The following is an 18,421-nucleotide window of genomic DNA, read 5'->3' on the forward strand; positions in this document are numbered from 1 at the left end:
AAATAAAAGCTAAAGTAAATAAAGTTTGAATTTTATAACTTTAAATAAATTGATAACGCATGCAGGCAAAGACATGGAAACCATACATGATTTTTATCGCCGCTTTTCTTTAACCAGAGATAGCGATTACTCGGTTCCATCAACTTCGTTTGGACATTTCAACGTGTTCCAACGCGATGCCTGCTCATTTCTCACCCCTTATAGCCGCCGCGATTATTATAAAATTTCACTAGTTTTAGGCACAGGTGAACTTCACTACGCCAACCGCTGGATTCGAGTTGACCGCCCTGCTTTACTGTTTTCAAACCCAATGGTTCCCTATGCATGGGAAATTAACTCGCCCGAACAGGCAGGCTGGTTTTGTCTATTTACCGAAGAGTTTGTAAACCAAGAATCAAGACAAAGTTTTTTAAAAGACTCACCGCTGTTTAAAGTCGACGGCGACCCGCTGTATTTTTTAAATGACCAACAAGTTGAAGAAATTTCATTTATTTTCAAAAAGATGATGACTGAAATAAATTCAGACTATATTCATAAATACAACGTTTTAAGAAATTATTTGCACCTAATTGTGCATGAAGCCATGAAAATGCAACCGACCCAACAGTTTGAAAAACATAGCAATGCTGCTGTTCGGATTTGCCATTTATTCTTTGAATTATTAGAACGCCAGTTCCCGATCGACTCGCCCCATTTTCAGCTTAAACTCAAAACTGCAAATGACTTTGCCTATGGCTTGTCGGTGCATGTGAACCATTTAAACCGAGCCGTAAAAGAAGCCACAGGTAAAACCACCTCTGAACATATTAGCTCGCGCATTACGCAAGAAGCGAAAGCACTGCTACAACACACCAGTTGGAATATTTCCGAAATTGCTTATAGCTTAGGCTTTGAATATTCAGCATATTTCACTAACTTCTTTAAGAAAAATACCGGATTTTCACCTAAAAAATTCCGCGAAGACTGTGTGGCCTAAAAACAGATTGTTTGAATTTTATAATTATTGGTTTGAATGTTATACGTCAGTTTGAGCCAAAGCATTTTATAGTTTTTCTACTCAAGTGATTTTGCAAAAAGAGTGTGAAAAATGAAATATAGAACTTTAGGACAAACAGGCGAAAAAGTATCAGCACTTGGTTTAGGTTGCATGGGAATGAGCTTTGCCTATGGTGCCTCAGATGACACACAAAGCATTGCCACTCTAGAAAAGGCATTAGACCTCGGCATTAACTTTTGGGACACTGCCGACATGTACGGCAACGGCGCAAATGAAGTTTTGCTCTCAAAAGTTTTAGAAAAACACCGCGACAAAGTGTTTTTGGCGACCAAATTTGGCTTTCGTTATAAAGAAGACAACCTTAACCCGAAAAACTCTTTAGAGTCTTATATCGACGGCTCACCTGAGTGGATTAAAGTTGCGGTCGAAAACAGTTTAAGACGCTTAAATACAGACGTGATTGATTTGTATTATGCGCACCGCATTGACCCGAATGTTCCAGTCGAAGACACCATTGGCGCAATGGCTGACTTGGTCAAACAAGGTAAAGTTCGTTATTTAGGACTCAGTGAAGCATCGGCTGAAACCATTCGTAAAGCACATGCGATTCACCCGATTGCAGCGGTTCAACATGAATATTCACTACTTACCCGTGAGTTTGAGCAAACCCATTTGCAAACGATTCGTGAGTTAGGTATTAGCCTTGTGCCGTATTCACCGCTGTCACGTGGTTTAATCACCAATACGCTTGATGTGGGTAGCCTAGACGAAAACGATTTCCGTCGTCAGTTGCCACGCTATCAGGGCGATAACTGGAAAAATAACCAAAGCTTAGCGCAGGCATTTAGCGAATTTGCTCAAAGCAAAAACGCGACAGCGGCTCAACTGGCTTTGGCTTGGATTTTGGCGCAAGGTGACGACATTATTCCAATTCCGGGTACACGTAAAATCGAGCGACTTGTGGAAAATGCAGGTGCTGTAGACCTTCATTTAACAGCGGCAGATTTGGCAGAAATCGACGCGATTATTGCGAGATACCCAAACATGGGCGCACGCTATAACGCTCAGCAACTTGCTGCGGTGAATCACTAAAATATAGGCCATAAAAAAGTCCGACTCCGTGTCGGACTTTTTTAATTTAGTCTTTGCTATATGTGCCTTGCTGGCGTCCACCTTCCCAGATCGCATCTAAGGATTTATCCGAAATCGTTAGGCTTTCAGGGAAAATGCTTAAACCCTTTTTAAATTTAGAGTCTGGTTTTAAACCAATACAGCCCCCGTTTTTCCACCATGTGCCTTCGGCATATTGGTCTAAAGCACCCACAGCGAGCATCCATTGAAACTTGCCGTCTGGCTGGAGTAAAAGTTCTGAACCAACTTCCATCACGCCATTTAAATAATAGTGCCCACTCCACGTCTCATCGGATTTTTGGAATTTCACTTCTTTACAGGTGCTGGTTGGTTCTGCATAAATGTGAGCAGAAAAAATAACCGTCGAAAGAAGTAGTAAAGGCGCAAATATATTTTTCATTATTGTGTTCCTATCGTTTTTATTTTCCAGACTCAACTTTTAAATACGTTCCATCGGCATAAACGTTATGTCCAAAGCCACACCCCGAGTTGCCTTCATTTTGTTTAACTTGAATATAATTTCCTAATTTTGCGTTAGATTTAAAATCGAGCTGAATACGACAGTCTTCATTTTTATAAACCGTTTGCTTCTTATTAGTCAGCATTTTGGTGTCGAACTCACCCATGTTTGGGCCATAAATTAAGCTTCTAAGTCCCATATATAAACCGGCATAGCTGATTGCATATTGACCCTGTTTACGACTTACCGTGATGTGATCCCACTCACCAAAACCAGAGTAACGGACATATTCACCTGATAAATCATTTGAGGCTTTAGGTGTAGGTAATTGCTTAAGATTAAATTGGCTAGATTTTGATTTTTCATCAAGCATAAACCATGATCTTGCCCAAAGTGGTTGACCTAATTTGGCATAGGCTAAGCCCACGTTATTGTTGGCAACTTCAATATCACGGTCAGTAAATTTAACTGTGGTTTCATCTTCATTGGCTTTACAAAATGCAGTCCAAGAGGCTTGATTCTGGAAATTTTCGAGCGCTTTTTTATATTGTTTTTGGTCGTAGAATTTCTTACCTAAACTCGCGTATTGCTTCACTTTATTACAGCTTTGTTGTAGCTCTTGTTCATAAGAAAACTCTGCATGCGTGACCGCCAAAGCTGAAAGTGTAAGAACCGCGCAGCCTGTAATAATTGATTTAATCATTTTTAAAATTCTTTAATAATTAACTAATTATATAATATGAGCTGGCGCTCTAAATCACAATTATTTGAAACAAAAGTCTATAGAATGCCTTTAGTCTTAAATAAAAATTTATTAAATCAATTCAAAATAAATCATTGAAAATATTAAGCGTTAATTGGTTATTTTTGTTGAATATTCATCCAAAAAATATTGTAGACTGCATGCGTAAAACTTAGGAAGAATTATAAGAGTGAATAATCTAATTATTGGAAGCCTATTTGCGCTTTGTGCAGCTGCACTCAATGCCTCTATTGGTGTAATTAGTAAATTACTCATGCACAGTGGTTTAAACCCACAAGACATTGCCTTTTTAAAAACCATTATCGCCTTTTTCTTTTTAAGTGTGTTTTTATTTAAAGTGCCAGTCAGTCAAAAGATTGCTTTTATTAGCAGCACGCCAAGTAAAATCAGCGTTTTTACTCAAATTGCCATATGTGCTTTTTTAGGAATTTTCTCACTATTCTTTTTCGAAACCATTGCCTACAACCACGGTGCAGCAGCTAATGTTGTGGTGGTACTCATGGCTTCGGCTGCCATCTCTGCCCTATTTTTTGGTCGGTTCATTTTAAAAGAAAGCATCTACATTCACTCTCTTATTGGAACATTATTGGCTGTCGCGGGGATTAGTATCATTTCATGGAAAGGTGAAAATAGCCTTTTAATGCTGATCAATGCTTCTATTGCCGGCACGGGTTATGGCCTATTTTCGGTTTTAGTGAAAAAGTTCAAATTAAACGGTGGACTATTTCTGACTAAATACTTACTGCTGTTTGGTAGCGTTTATCTTGCGGTTCCGTTTTTAATTAATTTTCACAGTATTAATTTTAATAGTGACATTATTTTAGGTTTGATTGGTTTAGCTGTTCTGCCGACCATACTCGGCTTTTTCTGCACCACCAAAGCATTGTCTTATATGAGTGCGGCCAAGGTACAAGTGACCGAACTTTCTGAACCGATTTTTGCAGCACTTATGGCTTGGGTTTTCATTCACGAACAGCCGACTTTATCGTTTTTATATGGCGCGATTTTTATTATTTCAGGCATCTTTTTAATGAACAGAACACCGAAATCAAACTAGCCGATTTCATCTATTTCGTTGGCGTGGTGACAAGCCACTTGCACCACACTGGCAAAGTTAATCGCCATTTGTGAAGGGGCATGTTTTTTATAGGCAAGCCCTAAACCCACCGTAGGAACAGGCGCTTTCAAAGAGCGATAAGCCACACCCTGTATTTGCAATTGTTTGGTCGACTCGGGAACCAAAGACGCCCCCAAATTTGCAGACACTAATGATAAAATCGACACAATTTGCGGAGCATTTTGTCCAATTTTCGGTTCAAAGCCACGCTCATGGCAGGCCTGTTTAATCGCATCAAAAAGCCCTGCACTAATGGATGGCGGCGAGACAATAAAATCAAGTTCTCGCAGCGCGGTTAAATCAATTTCTGATGATGCATCGTCGAGTTGAAAAGACTCGGAAGGCAAAGCAGCAATGAGGGGTTCTGCTAATAATTCTTGAATAATTAAACTATCTGGAATGTTGCGAGGTGAGCGAATAATCGCGACATCTAAGCGATCTTCGAGCAATAAATCGATGAGAAGTAAGGTGTTGGCTTCTTCAAGTTTTAAATTCACTTTCGGATATTGCTGCTGAAAATAGCGAACACATTTAGGAATTAAAGGATTCAACATTGAAGTGCCTGTAAAGCCTAACCGTAATTGACCCACTTCGCCATTTGCCACTTGTTTAACAAGGTTTGCTGCATCTTCTACACGCTGCTGTACTGGCTGAATTGCATTTAAAAAGGCAAGCCCCGCTTCGGTCAGCTCCACCCCATGGGGCGAACGAATAAATAAATCTGCACCCAGCTCTTCTTCTAAGTCTCGTATTTGCATGCTTAAAGGCGGCTGGCTCATGTTTAAGCGTTGCGCAGCTTTGGTAAAGTTTTTTTCTTCTGCTACCGCTAAAAAGTAGCGTATATGTCTTAGTTCCATCGCTATATATAAAACATATCATGACCCATTGTTAAATATATTAGAAAAATACCATTCAAATTGCTAATTTTAATTTATCGAATTTTCTCGATGCAGCACGCCTTCAAGCACTGCACTTTCTTTCTGTCATGGTCATGATATGAGTTCTTCATCTACACCCAGTACCTTAAGCACTGAGGCAACTTCTGTTCTTTCCCGTGAGTGGATTCACAAAGGGACTAAGGCCTATAAACACGCAGGATTTGCTTTATTCCTCGTAGGTTTTGCCAGTTTCTCACTGATTTATTGTGTACAGCCGCTGTTGCCTGCATTTAGCCAAAGTTTCCAAATTAGCCCCGCGAGTAGCTCTTTAGCCCTGTCATTAACAACTGCCTTTTTAGCGATTTCAATTGTGCTATCGAGTGCTTTTTCACAAGCCCTTGGCCGTCGCGGTGTAATTTTTACATCAATGCTGTGTGCCGCAATTTTAAATATTATCTCAATGTTTACCCCTAACTGGCACAGTTTGCTGATAGCACGCGCTTTAGAAGGTTTACTGCTCGGCGGTGTGCCAGCAGTGACAATGGCTTGGATTGCCGAAGAAATTGCACCTGAACACTTGGGTAAAACCATGGGTTTATATATTGCAGGTACGGCTTTTGGTGGCATGATGGGCCGTGTCGGCATGGGTATTTTGGTTGAATATTTTTCTTGGCGCACCGCCTTAGGTTTACTTGGGGCAATCTGTTTTATTTGCTCAATTGCTTTTTTAAAACTACTGCCTGCTTCGCATAATTTTGTGCAGAAAAAAGGGCTAAATTTAGGGTTTCACATGCAAATGTGGCGTGCTCATTTAAGCAATACAAAATTATTACGTCTGTTTGCCATTGGATTCTTGCTCACAAGTGTTTTTGTGACCTTGTTTAACTATGCCACTTTCCGTTTAAGTGGAGCACCTTATTCACTCAGTCAGACGCAAATTAGCCTTATTTTCTTGTCGTATAGCTTTGGAATGGTGTCTTCATCTCTGGCAGGTAGCTTAGCCGATCGCTTGGGTAAAAAAACCATGATGATGAGTGGCTTTGCCTTAATGATTGTAGGGAGCCTCATGACCCTGCTCACTTCTCTGTTCGGCATTATTATTGGTATTGCATTTATTACTACGGGTTTCTTTATTACCCACTCACTTACCAGTAGTTCTGTTGGTGCTGAAAGCAAACAAGCGAAAGCTCATGCTAGTTCGCTCTACTTACTTTTTTACTATATGGGTTCAAGTATTGTCGGCTCAGCAGGCGGTTGGTTCTGGCTGCACGGTGGTTGGAGTGCCATTGTAAGCTTAACTGTTGTACTGTCATTACTTGGAATATTTTTAGTAATTTATACAAAACACGCGAAAGCGCATTAATGTGTTGAAATCCTAACTTTTTCAGGCTAAACCCTATGAGCATCTAGAAATTGATAGAAAAAATTTAAATGCTCATTTTTTGGCTTGTAATTTTTTTAAGAAACTGTAAAATTCACTCCACATTGCCGGCATAGCTCAGTTGGTAGAGCAACTGACTTGTAATCAGTAGGTCCACAGTTCGAATCCGTGTGCCGGCACCATCATTAAACCTCATGAATATTTGATTTATGGGGTTTTTTGTTGTCTGTGGTTTTAGGCATAGTATATTCATACTGTTTTGAATGAAGGTATTTACCTAAAATTTTATTATAAACTCGAGCTTCAAAATATTTTTCTAAAACCAATTTATTGTTTTAACAGAAAAATATACGTTATTAATTTATAAAAAAATATATTTTTAAAATAAGAAATATGAAAAAGATAGCATTATAATGCACCACCAAATAAGGTCATATAAATAAGACCTATTTTATAAACTTTAATTCATTAAGATACCAATACGGAGAAGTATGAAACTTCGTTTTATTTTACCTGCTTTATTTCTAGCATTCCCTTTAACAACATATGCTCAAGAAACTACATCTCAACCTCAAATTCAAACTACTGCAAATCCACCTATTTGCTTAATTGAGGGTACTCCTTCAGCAGAGCACTATAAATCTATTAAACGTATTAAAGCCGCGAAAGGAACCTATGGTGGTTTTGAAGAAGTAAAACCTAAATTAGCTACCGTTGCCCGTAAATATGGTGCAGATGTGGTAATTAATTATCACCAAAGCCAAAGATTTGGCTTCTGGCCTTGGCGTATTGTTCGCCCAGTACTCACAGGTACTGCTGTGAAATGGAATACACCTTTTAACTGTGCTGCCTTAGGCGGTAAAGAAATTCGTTAATAAGAAATGAAAAAAGCCCAGCATCCTGTTGGGCTTTTTTCGTATTTCGTTACTAGGTACACTTCCTGTAATACCTCACGTCCTGATGCTTAAACTTATTATTGTTGTTTTACGTTTCGGAACTTCCTGTTCCTGATGAGTTCATCATAGGCAATTCATCACGTCATAAAAAGACGCCAATTTCCCGAATGTATGTACGAAAAAGCGTACATGGTTCTTTTAAATTTAAAACTTGATTTACTATCATTGAAATAAAAATATGAATTTATAAACAAGTTCTGTTCGTCAATTAAATAAGAAAACGATATAATGAGTTTATTACTTTATTTCTAGAATAAATTTAAAAACAACAATGAACGAGATGTTTACTTTGCCATCAAATCTTTTTCAACCTTTAGTGACCATACTTACATGCCTTATTTTCATTGTAAGTAAAATGCCTCAGCTAAAATTTAGAAAAACCATATTATTTTTCGCCATTGTCAGCTTTACTTTAATCTGTACTTTGGCAATATTTGGCTTCTTTAATTAAGCCTTATTTCTTGCTCTTCTCTATCATTTTTTCAAAGTGTTTAAGGTTTGGGTTCAGGGTATCCCATGCATAGGCTTGGCTCACAAACACCTCTGCTCTAGGCTGATAGAGACTCGGGTCATCAAGCGTACCTGCACGTATTGAAATCATTTCAGGTGCAATTTCAGGTAAGCCAAAAAGCTGAGAACCACACGTCGGGCAGAATGCTCTTTTAATAGCTCGACCAGAAGATCCCAAAGTCTCAAAATATTTCAGCTCACCACTTACTTTCAATTCAGACTGGTGAAAAAAAGCGATTGGTGCATATGCTGAACCTGTTGCCTTTTGGCAATCTCGGCAATGGCAATTAAAGCTATAACGTGGCTCTGCTTCACTTTGGTAGCTCACAGCTCCACATAAACACGATCCTTGATATTTGGCTGACATAGCTCATCCTATTTTTTTATTGCTGTGATTTGAATATAACGTACATATCCATTTTGGTAGAGTTGTTGGCATAACTTTGCAGTCATTTGAATTTTAAAATTTGCCAATCCTCGGCTTTGCTTTTGTCCTTGTTGATTTTGAATATATTTCGAAAAACCGAGTAACACTTGCTCAGATAAATCTTCAATTTGAATATCGACAAAACCTTGTTGTTCCAAGGTAGCTCTGAGCATTTTTTCATTTGGCACAGTATCCCAAGCGACATTTGCTGCTTTGAGTAAATAACGATGCTTTTGTTCTTGTAGAGTGGTCATGTTTTGACATGAATCGGCACGCATTAGGTAGTGAAAACCTAATCGTCCTTTTGAATTTAAAACTGGAGCGATGGAATCTAGAAATGAATTTAAATTGCTGTGATAAGCGGCATCAATACACATCACCACATCGAAGTATTGTTTAAATTCAAATTGTTTTAAATTTAAAAATGAACCGCAAAAAATCTGGCTTATTTCGGGAATAAGCTTTTGAATTTTATGAACACATTGGGTTTGCAATTCAACTGCACTGAGGCTTTTAGGCTGATAATGCTGTAACCAGTGCAACAAACTTGCACCCTGTCCGCAGCCTAAATCTAAGAGATGATCTTTTGAATTTAAATTGACAGCTTGTGCCAAATGGTCAGCCAATTGGCAACAAGCTTCACGGTAGTTTTGAGTATTTTTCCAAAAACCCAAATTTGTCCAAGCAAGCTCTTGATCATCCCCTAAGCTTGATGCATCAATTGCATATTTATGAGGAATGAATCGAGAGAGAGCTGCTCGAACTTTTGTTTTCACAATTTTAGTAGCCGAGTTCTGGGGCAACTTCCACCTTAGGTTTTAAGCCTACAAATGGTAAAGGTGCACCTAAAATTTCAGCAATATGCATGGCAGAAGTCACTGCTGACTCTAAAATTGGCAAGCCATCACACGACCATGAACCACAGTAGAATACTTTACGGCTTGGGTCTAAATGACGTTGTTGCAATTCTTTGTTTAAAGCAACCGTTTGTGAGTCTACAACTGCACGCGTTAAAGTCACTTTTGAAATAACTTTTTTAGGGTCAATATCAACCACTGGACGCCAAGTTTGGAATACAGGATTTTTACCCACGAGTGTTGGCTCAACCGCATTCATCCAAACTGTAAACTGCTGACGCGTAAACTTACGGTCCATCATGTAGCTCAGAACTGACCAGTCCTTACGGCGTGGTGGCATGACGGTCGCATCGGTATGAATGACAAGATCGCCTTGCTCAAAGCGGAATTGCTTAAGCAGGTTCATATCTTCTGCAAACTGTTCAGGATTTAAAAACTCATCGATTTTAGAGGTTGGCGTTGCAACAATCACTCGATCAAATAAGTTCTGTTCACCTTGGCTGTTTTCAACCAGTACTTTTTCGCCTTGTTGCTCAACTTTCTTAATTGCCGATCCGCTATGGATATCGATACCTTTAATCAAGCTATCTACAAATGCCGGTGTGCCACCTTTCATGCGCAACAACATGTCGCCATCAGTTAAGTGACGTAAAAACTCAAGTAAGTTTTTTGCAGGCCAATCGCCAATTGTTTTTGGATTACATGTACAGATTGTGTAGAGCACCGGCATGACCACCCCATGCCAGAATACTTCCTCAATATCGTTCTGATTAATAAATTCAGCGAGGGTAATATCTTGATTTTTAGATTTGAAAAACTGGTGAATCGCAGTTTTTAATTGCAACATCCCTTTCACAAGACGCCAGCCATATTGCTGGATGCCTTTACGGTTATTAATAATCGGGAAATTACCAATACGGCTACGAGAAGTCGTTAACCATGTTTCCGTACGATCTTCGAATAACCAGCTACAAGACATATAAGTACGAACTGGGAAAGTTTTAATGCCTAAATGAGCAGCAAGGCTAAGTGTATTTTTCCATAAGTGAGGATTCATCACACGTAGCGGTGCATCAATAATTCCACCATCGAACTCAATGCTATGGCTATCCATTCCCCGGCCAGGAAGTGCTTCAAATATCGTGATCGTATGCCCTGCATCTTTCAGAATTCTTGCTGCCGCAAGCCCTGCCATTCCACTGCCAATAATTGCGATATTCAAAATGATGTCCCATTTTTCGAGAATTTTTTTGATTATCACTCATACCCTAAAAAAACACCGTATTAAAAACTACCAGATTTTTATTTTTTGCATCAATTTATATAGAAAAAATTTAACAGATCCGCCCAAAAGTTTTTCATAAAATTTTACAAAAGAGGATGAGTGTATAAAAATCTATATTTTTTAAAAATTTAAAAAAAATCTTTTAAATAAAATAAGATAATTTAACTATTTTTATATCATTTGTTTTACAAGAATCTTTTTTTAATATATTATTAACTCATAATAATGAGAAGCAAATCACATAAAACAATGCCGCAACAACAATGAAAACCATCATAAAAACAGAATCTTTACAGCGAAAAAGCCCGCTATTCACACTTGATAGCGGGCTTTTTATTACTTTGTTTTTAGAGGTTATTCAAATGCAATTCGGCAATTTATGCTTCTTGCATGATTGAACCGAATTTTCCACGATTAAAATCATTAATCGCTTCCATAATCTCAGCTTTGGTATTCATTACGAATGGACCATAACCTTCGATTGGTTCATTGAGTGGTTGTCCAGTCAACACTAAGAATTTAGTGTCTTCTTCTGCATTTAAACTAAACTCAACGCCCTCACGAGACAAAATCGCAACGGTTTTACCTTCAAGACGATTTGCATCATTAACAACAACCGCGCCATCTAATATCACAACAAGCGTGGTGTGACCTTCAGGTACATAGAGGGTATGTTTTTGGCCTTTAACCAATTTACCGTCCCATACATTTAATGGACTAAATGTAGTTGCAGCACCTTTTGCATCTGCATATTCACCTGCAATCACACGTAAATGACTACCGTGCTCGTCTAGTGCAATGTCTGGAATATCTTTCGCTTCAATCGCTTGGTATTTTCCAGGCGTCATTTTTGAATGAGCAGGTAAATTTACCCACAATTGCACCATTTCAAACAGACCACCATGCTCTGCAAATTCAGGAGAATGGAATTCTTCATGCAACACGCCTGCGCCCGCAGTCATCCACTGTACATCACCAGTTTTAATGGTTCCGCCGCCGCCGCTTGAATCTTTATGAGTCACCTCACCTTGGTAGGCGATGGTCACTGTTTCAAAGCCACGGTGAGGATGCGAACCTACGCCTTGCTGTTCAGTCGTTGGCGAGAATGTATAAGGCGCTGCATAATCGAGTAGCAAAAATGGGCTTAGGGTTTGGCCTAAACGGTCATAAGAGAATAGGTTATATACAGGGAAACCATCACCCACCCAATGCATGTGGTTATTTTGATATGCACCAAGAAATTTCTTCATCTGATCTCTCCTATATATGTAGGATTTTCTTGAACTGGTATTGATTTTACGCCTCAATAATTGCAGTTTATAGATCAGGATTAGCAACACATTATTTCATCTATGAGACAATCATAGAATTTAATGTGCTCTTTTTAAGATCGTCCTATTTTTAAAATTCTTAATCCTATTTTTTAGACTTAATCACGACATAAAACTCAACTAGCATAATTTTAGGCAATAACGACCTACTCAATAATTTTTGATTATTTATTTTGATAACACGAGGACATAAAAAATGGCTCAAGATTACGTGCGTTTAGACAAGGATAATGCTGCGGTTCTTTTAGTTGACCACCAAGCAGGTTTGCTTTCTTTAGTTCGAGATATCGATCCAGATAAATTTAAAAACAACGTACTTGCTGTTGCGAATGCAGCAAAATACTTCAACCTTCCAACGATTTTGACAACCAGTTTTGAAACTGGTCCAAACGGTCCTTTAGTTCCTGAGTTAAAAGAAATTCACCCAGATGCGCCTTTCATCCCTCGTCCAGGCCAAATCAACGCTTGGGACAATGAAGACTTCGTAAAAGCGGTTAAAGCAACTGGTAAAAAACAACTGATTATTGCAGGTGTGGTAACTGAGGTTTGTGTGGCATTCCCAGCTTTATCTGCACTGGCAGAAGGCTTTGAAGTATTTGTGATTACTGATGCTTCTGGTACTTTCAACGAATTAACACGTGATGCTGCTTGGGACCGTATGTCAAAAGCAGGTGCTCAGCTGATGACTTGGTTTGGCATGGCGTGTGAATTACACCGTGACTGGCGTAACGACATCGAAGGTTTGGGTACATTGTTCTCAAATCACATTCCTGACTACCGTAACCTGATTTCAAGCTACAATCACAACACTAGCCAAAAATAAGTTCTATTGCCAAGATTAGAGTGCTTAAGCGCTCTAATCTTAAATTTAAATGGATTGATCGGACATTGATAAGTTCTTTTGATGATTTTTATTATTTCTATTTAGTCGTAAAACACGGCGGCTTTAGTGCAGCCAGTGATGCTGAAAATATTAGTAAATCTAAGCTCAGCCGACGCATTATTGACCTTGAAAATAAATTTAATGTCAGCCTGATTCAAAGAACAACACGTCATTTTAAGGTGACCGATTTAGGCCAAGAGTTTTATGAGGAATGCTGTAAGGTTATTACTCAAGTTGAATGTGCAGAAAACGTGTTATTAAAGCAAAAAAGTGAACCTCAAGGATTGGTCAAAATTAGTTGCCCACCTCTGATGATGCATTTTCAAATTAGAAAAATTTTAAATCAGTTTTTAAAAACCTACCCTAAAGTTGAAATATCGCTTGAGCTGACCAGCCGTCGAGTCGATATCTTGCATGATGACATCGACCTTGCGATTCGTACCAATTTTGAACCCAATGAAGATTCGAATTTAATTGTTCGTGATGTGATTAAAACCGATCATTGTCTGGTGGCTTCGCCTGAATTACTGCAAGGTCGCATCATTGAACATTATTCTGAATTACAGGACTTTCCGAGTATTAGCTTAGGTACTCAAAAGCAAAATCCTATTTGGCATTTATGCAATATTCGTAACGGCGAATCGGTTGATGTGCCTTATCAACCACGAATCAAAAGTAATGATTTGGCTGGTGTGTATTATGCCGTGATGGATGGTTTAGGCATTGCCGACCTTCCTTTTTTAACCGTCGAATCTGAAATTCGTAAAGGTACGCTTATCCATATTCTTCCTGACTGGAAGTCGAATATTGGTACGCTGCAATTGGTTTATGTTTCGAGAAAAGGCCAACGTCTTGTGGTTGAAAAACTTATTGAAACGCTGATTGATGAACTGAGGCGTTTGCCTGAAAGTCGTGATGGCTATCTATCGACTTAAAATAAAAAACCGGTCATGAATGGGCATGACCGGTTTTTTGTGAAACATCACATACAGCATAACTGTATGTTTTCGTTCAGAACAAAACGAACTCGCTTTATTCCTTACTCAGATAAGTCTACGCAGAGGTATTTCATTTCAACATATTCTTCAATACCGAATTTTGATCCTTCACGACCTAGACCTGACTGTTTTACGCCACCAAACGGAGCAACTTCATTTGAAATCGCGCCCGTGTTAATGCCGACCATACCGTACTCAAGTGCTTCACCCACTCGCCATTGACGAGCTGTGCTTTGAGTAAATAAATAAGCAGCTAAACCAAACTCGGTATCGTTCGCCATTGCCACTGCTTCATCTTCAGTTTTAAAGCGGAATAGTGGTGCAAGCGGGCCAAAAGTTTCTTCTTTAGACACTTTCATGTCTTGCGTTACGCCAGTTAAAACTGTTGGCTCAAAGAATGTACCGCCAAGTGCCGAACGCTGACCACCAATACGAACTGTTGCGCCTTTCTCAGTTGCATTTGCAATATGAGACTGAACTTTTGCAATCGCATCTTCATCAATTAAAGGTCCTTGAGTTGAACCTTCTTGACGTCCGTCACCAACTTTCAATTTAGACACGGCTTCAACCAAACGGTCTGCCAAAGCATCGTAAATACCATCTTGAACATAAATACGGTTAGCGCATACACAGGTTTGACCGCTGTTACGATATTTACTTGCCATGATGCCCTGAACTGCTTGTTCAAGATTAGCATCGTCAAACACCACAACTGGTGCATTACCACCGAGTTCAAGTGAAAGCTTTTTAATGGTTGGCGCACATTGTTGCATCAAGATACGACCAACTTGGGTTGAACCTGTGAAGCTTAACTTACGAACAATATCGCTTTCACATAGGGTTTTACCCACTTCAACCGCATCACCACTAATGTTAATTAAAACATCAGCTGGTAAGCCTGCCTGTAAAGCCAACACTTCAAGTGCATATGCTGTTAACGGCGTTTGTTCTGCTGGTTTAACCAACATTGAACAACCCGCAGCAATCGCTGGACCGGCTTTACGCGTAATCATGGCAGCTGGGAAGTTCCACGGCGTAATTGCAGCTGTAACACCAATCGCTTGTTTAATCACGAGCAAGCGTTGGTTTGGCAAAGTTGGCGTCAGCACTTCACCATCAACACGGCGGGCTTGCTCAGCAAACCAGCGGATGAATGATGCTGCATAACCAATTTCACCACGTGCTTCTGCCAATGGTTTACCTTGCTCAGCCGTTAAAATCTGAGCTAGGTTTTCTTTGTGCTCAAGCATGAGGTTGTACCATGCCAATAACACATCAGCACGAGCCAAGGCAGTTTGCTTTTTCCAAGCAGCCTGCGCTTTTGCTGAACGATTAATTGCGGCTTCAACCCCTGCACGGTCATAGGTTTTAACCCATGCTAAAGTTTCACCTGTAGCAGCATCATTAACTTCGATATAGTCATTTGATGCAGGTGCTTCTAATGAAATATCAGGATGTTTTAATAAATACTGCAAATTATTTTGAATCATGCAGATTGCTCCATTGCTTTTGCACTACCTGCTTTTAGAGTTGCAAAACCTTGTTTCAAGATATCAAGGCCTTGACGGAATTGTTCAGCAGGAATGGTTAATGGATATAAGAAACGAATTACATTACCGTATTTACCACAAGTAAGAAGTAACAACCCGTTTTCCATTGCATAGTTTTGTACAACTTTTGCTTGTTCAGCTGTTTCAAGCTCTACTGCAACCATTGAACCTAATGCACGAATATCAGTTACGACATCGCCTGTTGCTTGTTGAATATCTTTAAGGGTAACGACTAACTCTGCACCTAATTCATTTGCGCGGTCGCATAAGTTTTCTTCTTCAATCGCATCAATCACAGCATGCGCAGCAGCAACCGCAATTGGGCTACCTGCGTAAGTACCGCCTAGTCCACCCGGGTTTGGTGCATCCATCACTTCTGCACGGCCCACAACACCTGAAATAGGGAAACCACCACCTAAGCTTTTCGCCATCGTGATGAGGTCTGCTTTAGTCTCGTAATAGTTCATTGCAAACAATTTACCAGTACGGGCAAAACCTGATTGTACTTCGTCAGCAACCAATAAAATGCCATGCTTGTCGCAAATTGAACGTAAACGTTTTAAGAACTCAGCTGGCACAACATTGAAACCGCCCTCACCTTGTACTGGCTCAAGCACAATTGCCGCAACATCATGTGGTGCAATATCTTCACTGAAAATATCTTCAACACTTTCAATTGCCGCGTCTACTGAAATACCTTTAGCAGGCACTGGGTAACGTGCATGGAAAACACCCGCTGGCATTACGCCGAAATCACGTTTGTAAGGAGCCGTTTTACCTGTCATTGCCATCGTCATAAATGAACGACCGTGGAAACCGTTACCGAAAGTGATAATGCCGTGACGACCTGTATAAGAACGAGCAATCTTCACCGCATTTTCAACTGCTTCTGCACCAGTTGTGAAAAAAGCTGACTTTGCAGAACCAGCAATTGGCGCGCGTTCATTAATACGCTCAGCTAAAGCGACATAGCTTTCATATGGTGTTACTTGATAGGCAGTGTGAGTAAATTTAGTAAGTTGCTCAGTCACCGCTGCAATGACTTTAGGGTGGCGATGGCCTGTATTTAAAACCGCAATACCACCAGCAAAGTCGATAAATTGGTTGCCTTCCTTGTCCCAAAGCGTGGCATTTTCAGCTTTTTCCGCATACCACTGGCACATCACGCCTACACCACGTGGAGTTGCTTGCTGTTTACGTGCGTTAAGTGCAGAATGTTGATTATCCATTTGATTCCCTCATATTTTCATCATCAGTTGCAGCTTTGGTTTCTTGCATCCTGTGCTTAATTTTCAGGGTGCTTTACAACGACTGCCTATGCATGTAATTTCGCTCGTCTGATGCCAACTGACGAGAGCCACTTTTTAACTGTAGGAGAGAGCCAATTGCGTAGTTTACTTGGAGATCATTTGCTACAACGACTCCAACAGGACACTGAAGGGAAACTACATCAACGCCTTTTCCGTTGCCTGCGTGGTGCCATTATTGATGGAGTCATCCAGCCCAAGACTCGTCTACCTGCCTCACGCGACTTAGCCAATGAAATTCATGTTTCAAGAAATACAGTGCTTAGTGCCTATGAACAGCTACAAGCTGAAGGCTACTTAGAAGCCCGTACGGGACACGGCACATGGGTTGCCGAAAAATTACCAGAGAGTTTTTTAAATACACAAAACAAGAAAAAAGTAGTTTCAAGCCCGAAAGTTCAAAATTCTTATGCGCTATCACAGCGTGGTTCCAACTTATTGGGCTATGCCGCAGCGTCGCCACACCAATGGGGAGCTTTTGTGCCGGGAGCACCGGATGTAACCGAGTTCCCACATCATATTTTTAGTCGTATTCAAGCACGTTTAAGCCGTGAACCTGACATTAACCGCCTGATTTATAGCAATGCTGGTGGCTGTATTGAGCTTCGAAGTGCATTGGCAGATTACTTACGTGTTGCGCGTTCAGTCCAGTGCGATGCTGACCAGATTATTATTACCGAAGGCATTCACCAAGCGATCGACCTAGTCTCGCGTGCGCTCAGTGATATGGGAGATAAAATCTGGATTGAAGATCCTGCTTATTGGGGAATGCGTAATACGTTACGTATCAATGGTCTCGATATTCAGCCGATGCCTGTCGATGCTGAAGGCATTATTCCTGAGGAAAATCCAGCCAAGCCGCCTAAACTCATTTTTGTCACGCCTTCACACCAATATCCGCTTGGTTCTCATTTAAGCCTAAACCGCCGACGTAAATTGATTGAGATTGCACGTCAGCATAATAGCTGGATTGTCGAGGATGACTATGACAGTGAGTTCCGTTTCTCGGGTCAGCCTTATCCATCTTTACAAGGTTTAGAAAATGATGCGCCTGTGCTGTACATGGGCACGTTTAGTAAAACTATTTATCCATCCTTAAGAATTGGCTATTTAGTCGTACCTAAGCCGTTATTTTCACCATTACGCATTGTGGCAGCCGAGCTTTATCGTGGTGGGCACTTGCTTGAGCAAAAAGCCCTAGCTGAATTTATTCGTGAAGGCCATTATGAAGCGCATATTCGCCGTATGCGCCTACTTTATGGCAAGCGCCGCGACTACTTGGTGAGCTTAATTCAACGTTATCTTGGCCCCGAATTTATTCATGAATATGACGAAGCAGCAGGATTACATCTGGTTTTAAAACTGCCAAACTCTTGCGATGATGTCGCGATTGCAGCCACAGCGCTTGAACGTGGTGTCAAAGTTCGCCCACTTTCACAATACTACATGCAGTCGCATGCACATGCAGAGCGTGGTTTACTGATGGGCTTTGCTTGTGTAAATGAAAAAGATATGGTGATGGCTTTTGGCGTCTTGCTCCAATGCTTACGTGAAGCAGGCGTACCTACGCTAAATTAACTTCCCTCTGTT

Annotated in this window: 18 protein-coding genes and 1 tRNA gene; 9 read left to right on the top strand and 10 right to left on the bottom strand. The window is 40.2% G+C overall.

Annotated elements, in window-relative coordinates; translation table 11 throughout:
- Positions 1-73 precede the first annotated feature (73 nt).
- Positions 74-976: an AraC family transcriptional regulator gene (locus tag RMB06_RS06080; protein WP_017402764.1), complete on the top strand. Its 903-nt coding sequence runs from the start codon at positions 74-76 to the stop codon at positions 974-976.
- Positions 977-1,087: 111 nt separating this feature from the next.
- A complete protein-coding gene (locus RMB06_RS06085) occupies positions 1,088-2,089 on the top strand; it encodes an aldo/keto reductase (protein WP_063097727.1) in 1,002 nt (333 codons plus the stop codon).
- Positions 2,090-2,135: 46 nt separating this feature from the next.
- Here the strand turns inward: RMB06_RS06085 and RMB06_RS06090 are convergent, their stop codons facing one another.
- Both RMB06_RS06090 and RMB06_RS06095 read right to left on the bottom strand, forming a co-directional pair.
- Positions 2,136-2,528 (bottom strand): hypothetical protein, encoded by a 393-nt coding sequence (locus RMB06_RS06090; RefSeq protein ID WP_057068914.1) that lies wholly within the window; start codon positions 2,526-2,528, stop codon positions 2,136-2,138.
- A gap of 19 nt (positions 2,529-2,547) precedes the next feature.
- Positions 2,548-3,291, bottom strand: coding sequence for a hypothetical protein (locus RMB06_RS06095; RefSeq protein ID WP_311078792.1), 744 nt, complete (start codon positions 3,289-3,291; stop codon positions 2,548-2,550).
- 229 nt (positions 3,292-3,520) lie between these two features.
- Here RMB06_RS06095 and RMB06_RS06100 point away from each other — a divergent pair, with 229 nt between their 5' ends.
- Positions 3,521-4,408 carry a DMT family transporter gene (locus RMB06_RS06100; protein WP_311078793.1) on the top strand — a complete coding sequence of 296 codons (888 nt, stop codon included), beginning with the start codon at positions 3,521-3,523 and terminating at the stop codon, positions 4,406-4,408.
- Here RMB06_RS06100 and RMB06_RS06105 read toward each other — a convergent pair.
- Positions 4,405-5,325 carry a LysR family transcriptional regulator gene (locus RMB06_RS06105; RefSeq protein WP_311078795.1) on the bottom strand — a complete coding sequence of 307 codons (921 nt, stop codon included), beginning with the start codon at positions 5,323-5,325 and terminating at the stop codon, positions 4,405-4,407. The two genes, RMB06_RS06100 and RMB06_RS06105, sit on opposite strands and share 4 nt — an antisense overlap.
- A 139-nt stretch (positions 5,326-5,464) precedes the next feature.
- On the opposite strand from RMB06_RS06105, the gene RMB06_RS06110 reads away from it, so the two are divergent.
- Both RMB06_RS06110 and RMB06_RS06115 read left to right on the top strand, forming a co-directional pair.
- Positions 5,465-6,709 carry an MFS transporter gene (locus RMB06_RS06110; protein WP_311078797.1) on the top strand — a complete coding sequence of 415 codons (1,245 nt, stop codon included), beginning with the start codon at positions 5,465-5,467 and terminating at the stop codon, positions 6,707-6,709.
- Positions 6,710-6,833: 124 nt separating this feature from the next.
- A tRNA-Thr gene (locus tag RMB06_RS06115) sits at positions 6,834-6,909 on the top strand.
- A gap of 3 nt (positions 6,910-6,912) precedes the next feature.
- Here the strand turns inward: RMB06_RS06115 and RMB06_RS06120 are convergent.
- The gene (locus RMB06_RS06120; protein ID WP_270907331.1) at positions 6,913-7,053 is read right to left on the bottom strand and encodes a hypothetical protein; all 141 of its coding nucleotides are present in this window, start codon (positions 7,051-7,053) and stop codon (positions 6,913-6,915) included.
- 165 nt (positions 7,054-7,218) lie between these two features.
- Between RMB06_RS06120 and RMB06_RS06125 the strand changes: the two genes are divergently transcribed.
- Positions 7,219-7,602, top strand: a complete 384-nt coding sequence (locus tag RMB06_RS06125; RefSeq protein ID WP_311078798.1) for a hypothetical protein — start codon at positions 7,219-7,221, stop codon at positions 7,600-7,602.
- Positions 7,603-8,137: 535 nt separating this feature from the next.
- Here RMB06_RS06125 and RMB06_RS06130 read toward each other — a convergent pair.
- The 4 genes from RMB06_RS06130 to RMB06_RS06145 form a co-directional block, all read right to left on the bottom strand.
- Positions 8,138-8,560: a GFA family protein gene (locus RMB06_RS06130; protein ID WP_005066916.1), complete on the bottom strand. Its 423-nt coding sequence runs from the start codon at positions 8,558-8,560 to the stop codon at positions 8,138-8,140.
- 8 nt (positions 8,561-8,568) lie between these two features.
- Positions 8,569-9,396, bottom strand: a complete 828-nt coding sequence (locus RMB06_RS06135) for a cyclopropane-fatty-acyl-phospholipid synthase family protein (protein ID WP_270907333.1) — start codon at positions 9,394-9,396, stop codon at positions 8,569-8,571.
- A 4-nt stretch (positions 9,397-9,400) separates the two neighbouring features.
- Complete coding sequence (locus RMB06_RS06140) at positions 9,401-10,699, bottom strand: FAD-dependent oxidoreductase (protein WP_005066911.1); 1,299 nt, start codon at positions 10,697-10,699, stop codon at positions 9,401-9,403.
- Between the two features lie 440 nt (positions 10,700-11,139).
- Positions 11,140-12,012 carry a pirin family protein gene (locus RMB06_RS06145; protein WP_130173077.1) on the bottom strand — a complete coding sequence of 291 codons (873 nt, stop codon included), beginning with the start codon at positions 12,010-12,012 and terminating at the stop codon, positions 11,140-11,142.
- Positions 12,013-12,289: 277 nt separating this feature from the next.
- Between RMB06_RS06145 and ycaC the strand changes: the two genes are divergently transcribed.
- Complete coding sequence (gene ycaC / locus RMB06_RS06150; RefSeq protein ID WP_000046156.1) at positions 12,290-12,916, top strand: isochorismate family cysteine hydrolase YcaC; 627 nt, start codon at positions 12,290-12,292, stop codon at positions 12,914-12,916.
- Between the two features lie 20 nt (positions 12,917-12,936).
- Positions 12,937-13,911, top strand: coding sequence for a LysR substrate-binding domain-containing protein (locus tag RMB06_RS06155; RefSeq protein ID WP_274862005.1), 975 nt, complete (start codon positions 12,937-12,939; stop codon positions 13,909-13,911).
- A gap of 104 nt (positions 13,912-14,015) precedes the next feature.
- Here RMB06_RS06155 and RMB06_RS06160 read toward each other — a convergent pair whose 3' ends face one another.
- Together RMB06_RS06160 and gabT are read right to left on the bottom strand one after the other, a co-directional pair.
- The gene (locus RMB06_RS06160) at positions 14,016-15,464 is read right to left on the bottom strand and encodes an NAD-dependent succinate-semialdehyde dehydrogenase (RefSeq protein ID WP_311078800.1); all 1,449 of its coding nucleotides are present in this window, start codon (positions 15,462-15,464) and stop codon (positions 14,016-14,018) included.
- Positions 15,461-16,753, bottom strand: coding sequence for a 4-aminobutyrate--2-oxoglutarate transaminase (gabT, locus tag RMB06_RS06165; RefSeq protein WP_311078801.1), 1,293 nt, complete (start codon positions 16,751-16,753; stop codon positions 15,461-15,463). Before gabT ends, RMB06_RS06160 begins: the two co-directional genes overlap by 4 nt.
- Before the next feature lie 156 nt (positions 16,754-16,909).
- Between gabT and RMB06_RS06170 the strand changes: the two genes are divergently transcribed.
- Entirely contained in the window at positions 16,910-18,409 is a 1,500-nt protein-coding gene (locus RMB06_RS06170) for a PLP-dependent aminotransferase family protein (protein ID WP_311078802.1), read from the top strand.
- The last annotated feature ends 12 nt before the right edge of the window (positions 18,410-18,421 follow it).

The sequence above is a fragment of the Acinetobacter sp. V104_13 genome (genome assembly GCF_031798995.1).
GTDB lineage: Bacteria > Pseudomonadota > Gammaproteobacteria > Pseudomonadales > Moraxellaceae > Acinetobacter > Acinetobacter pittii.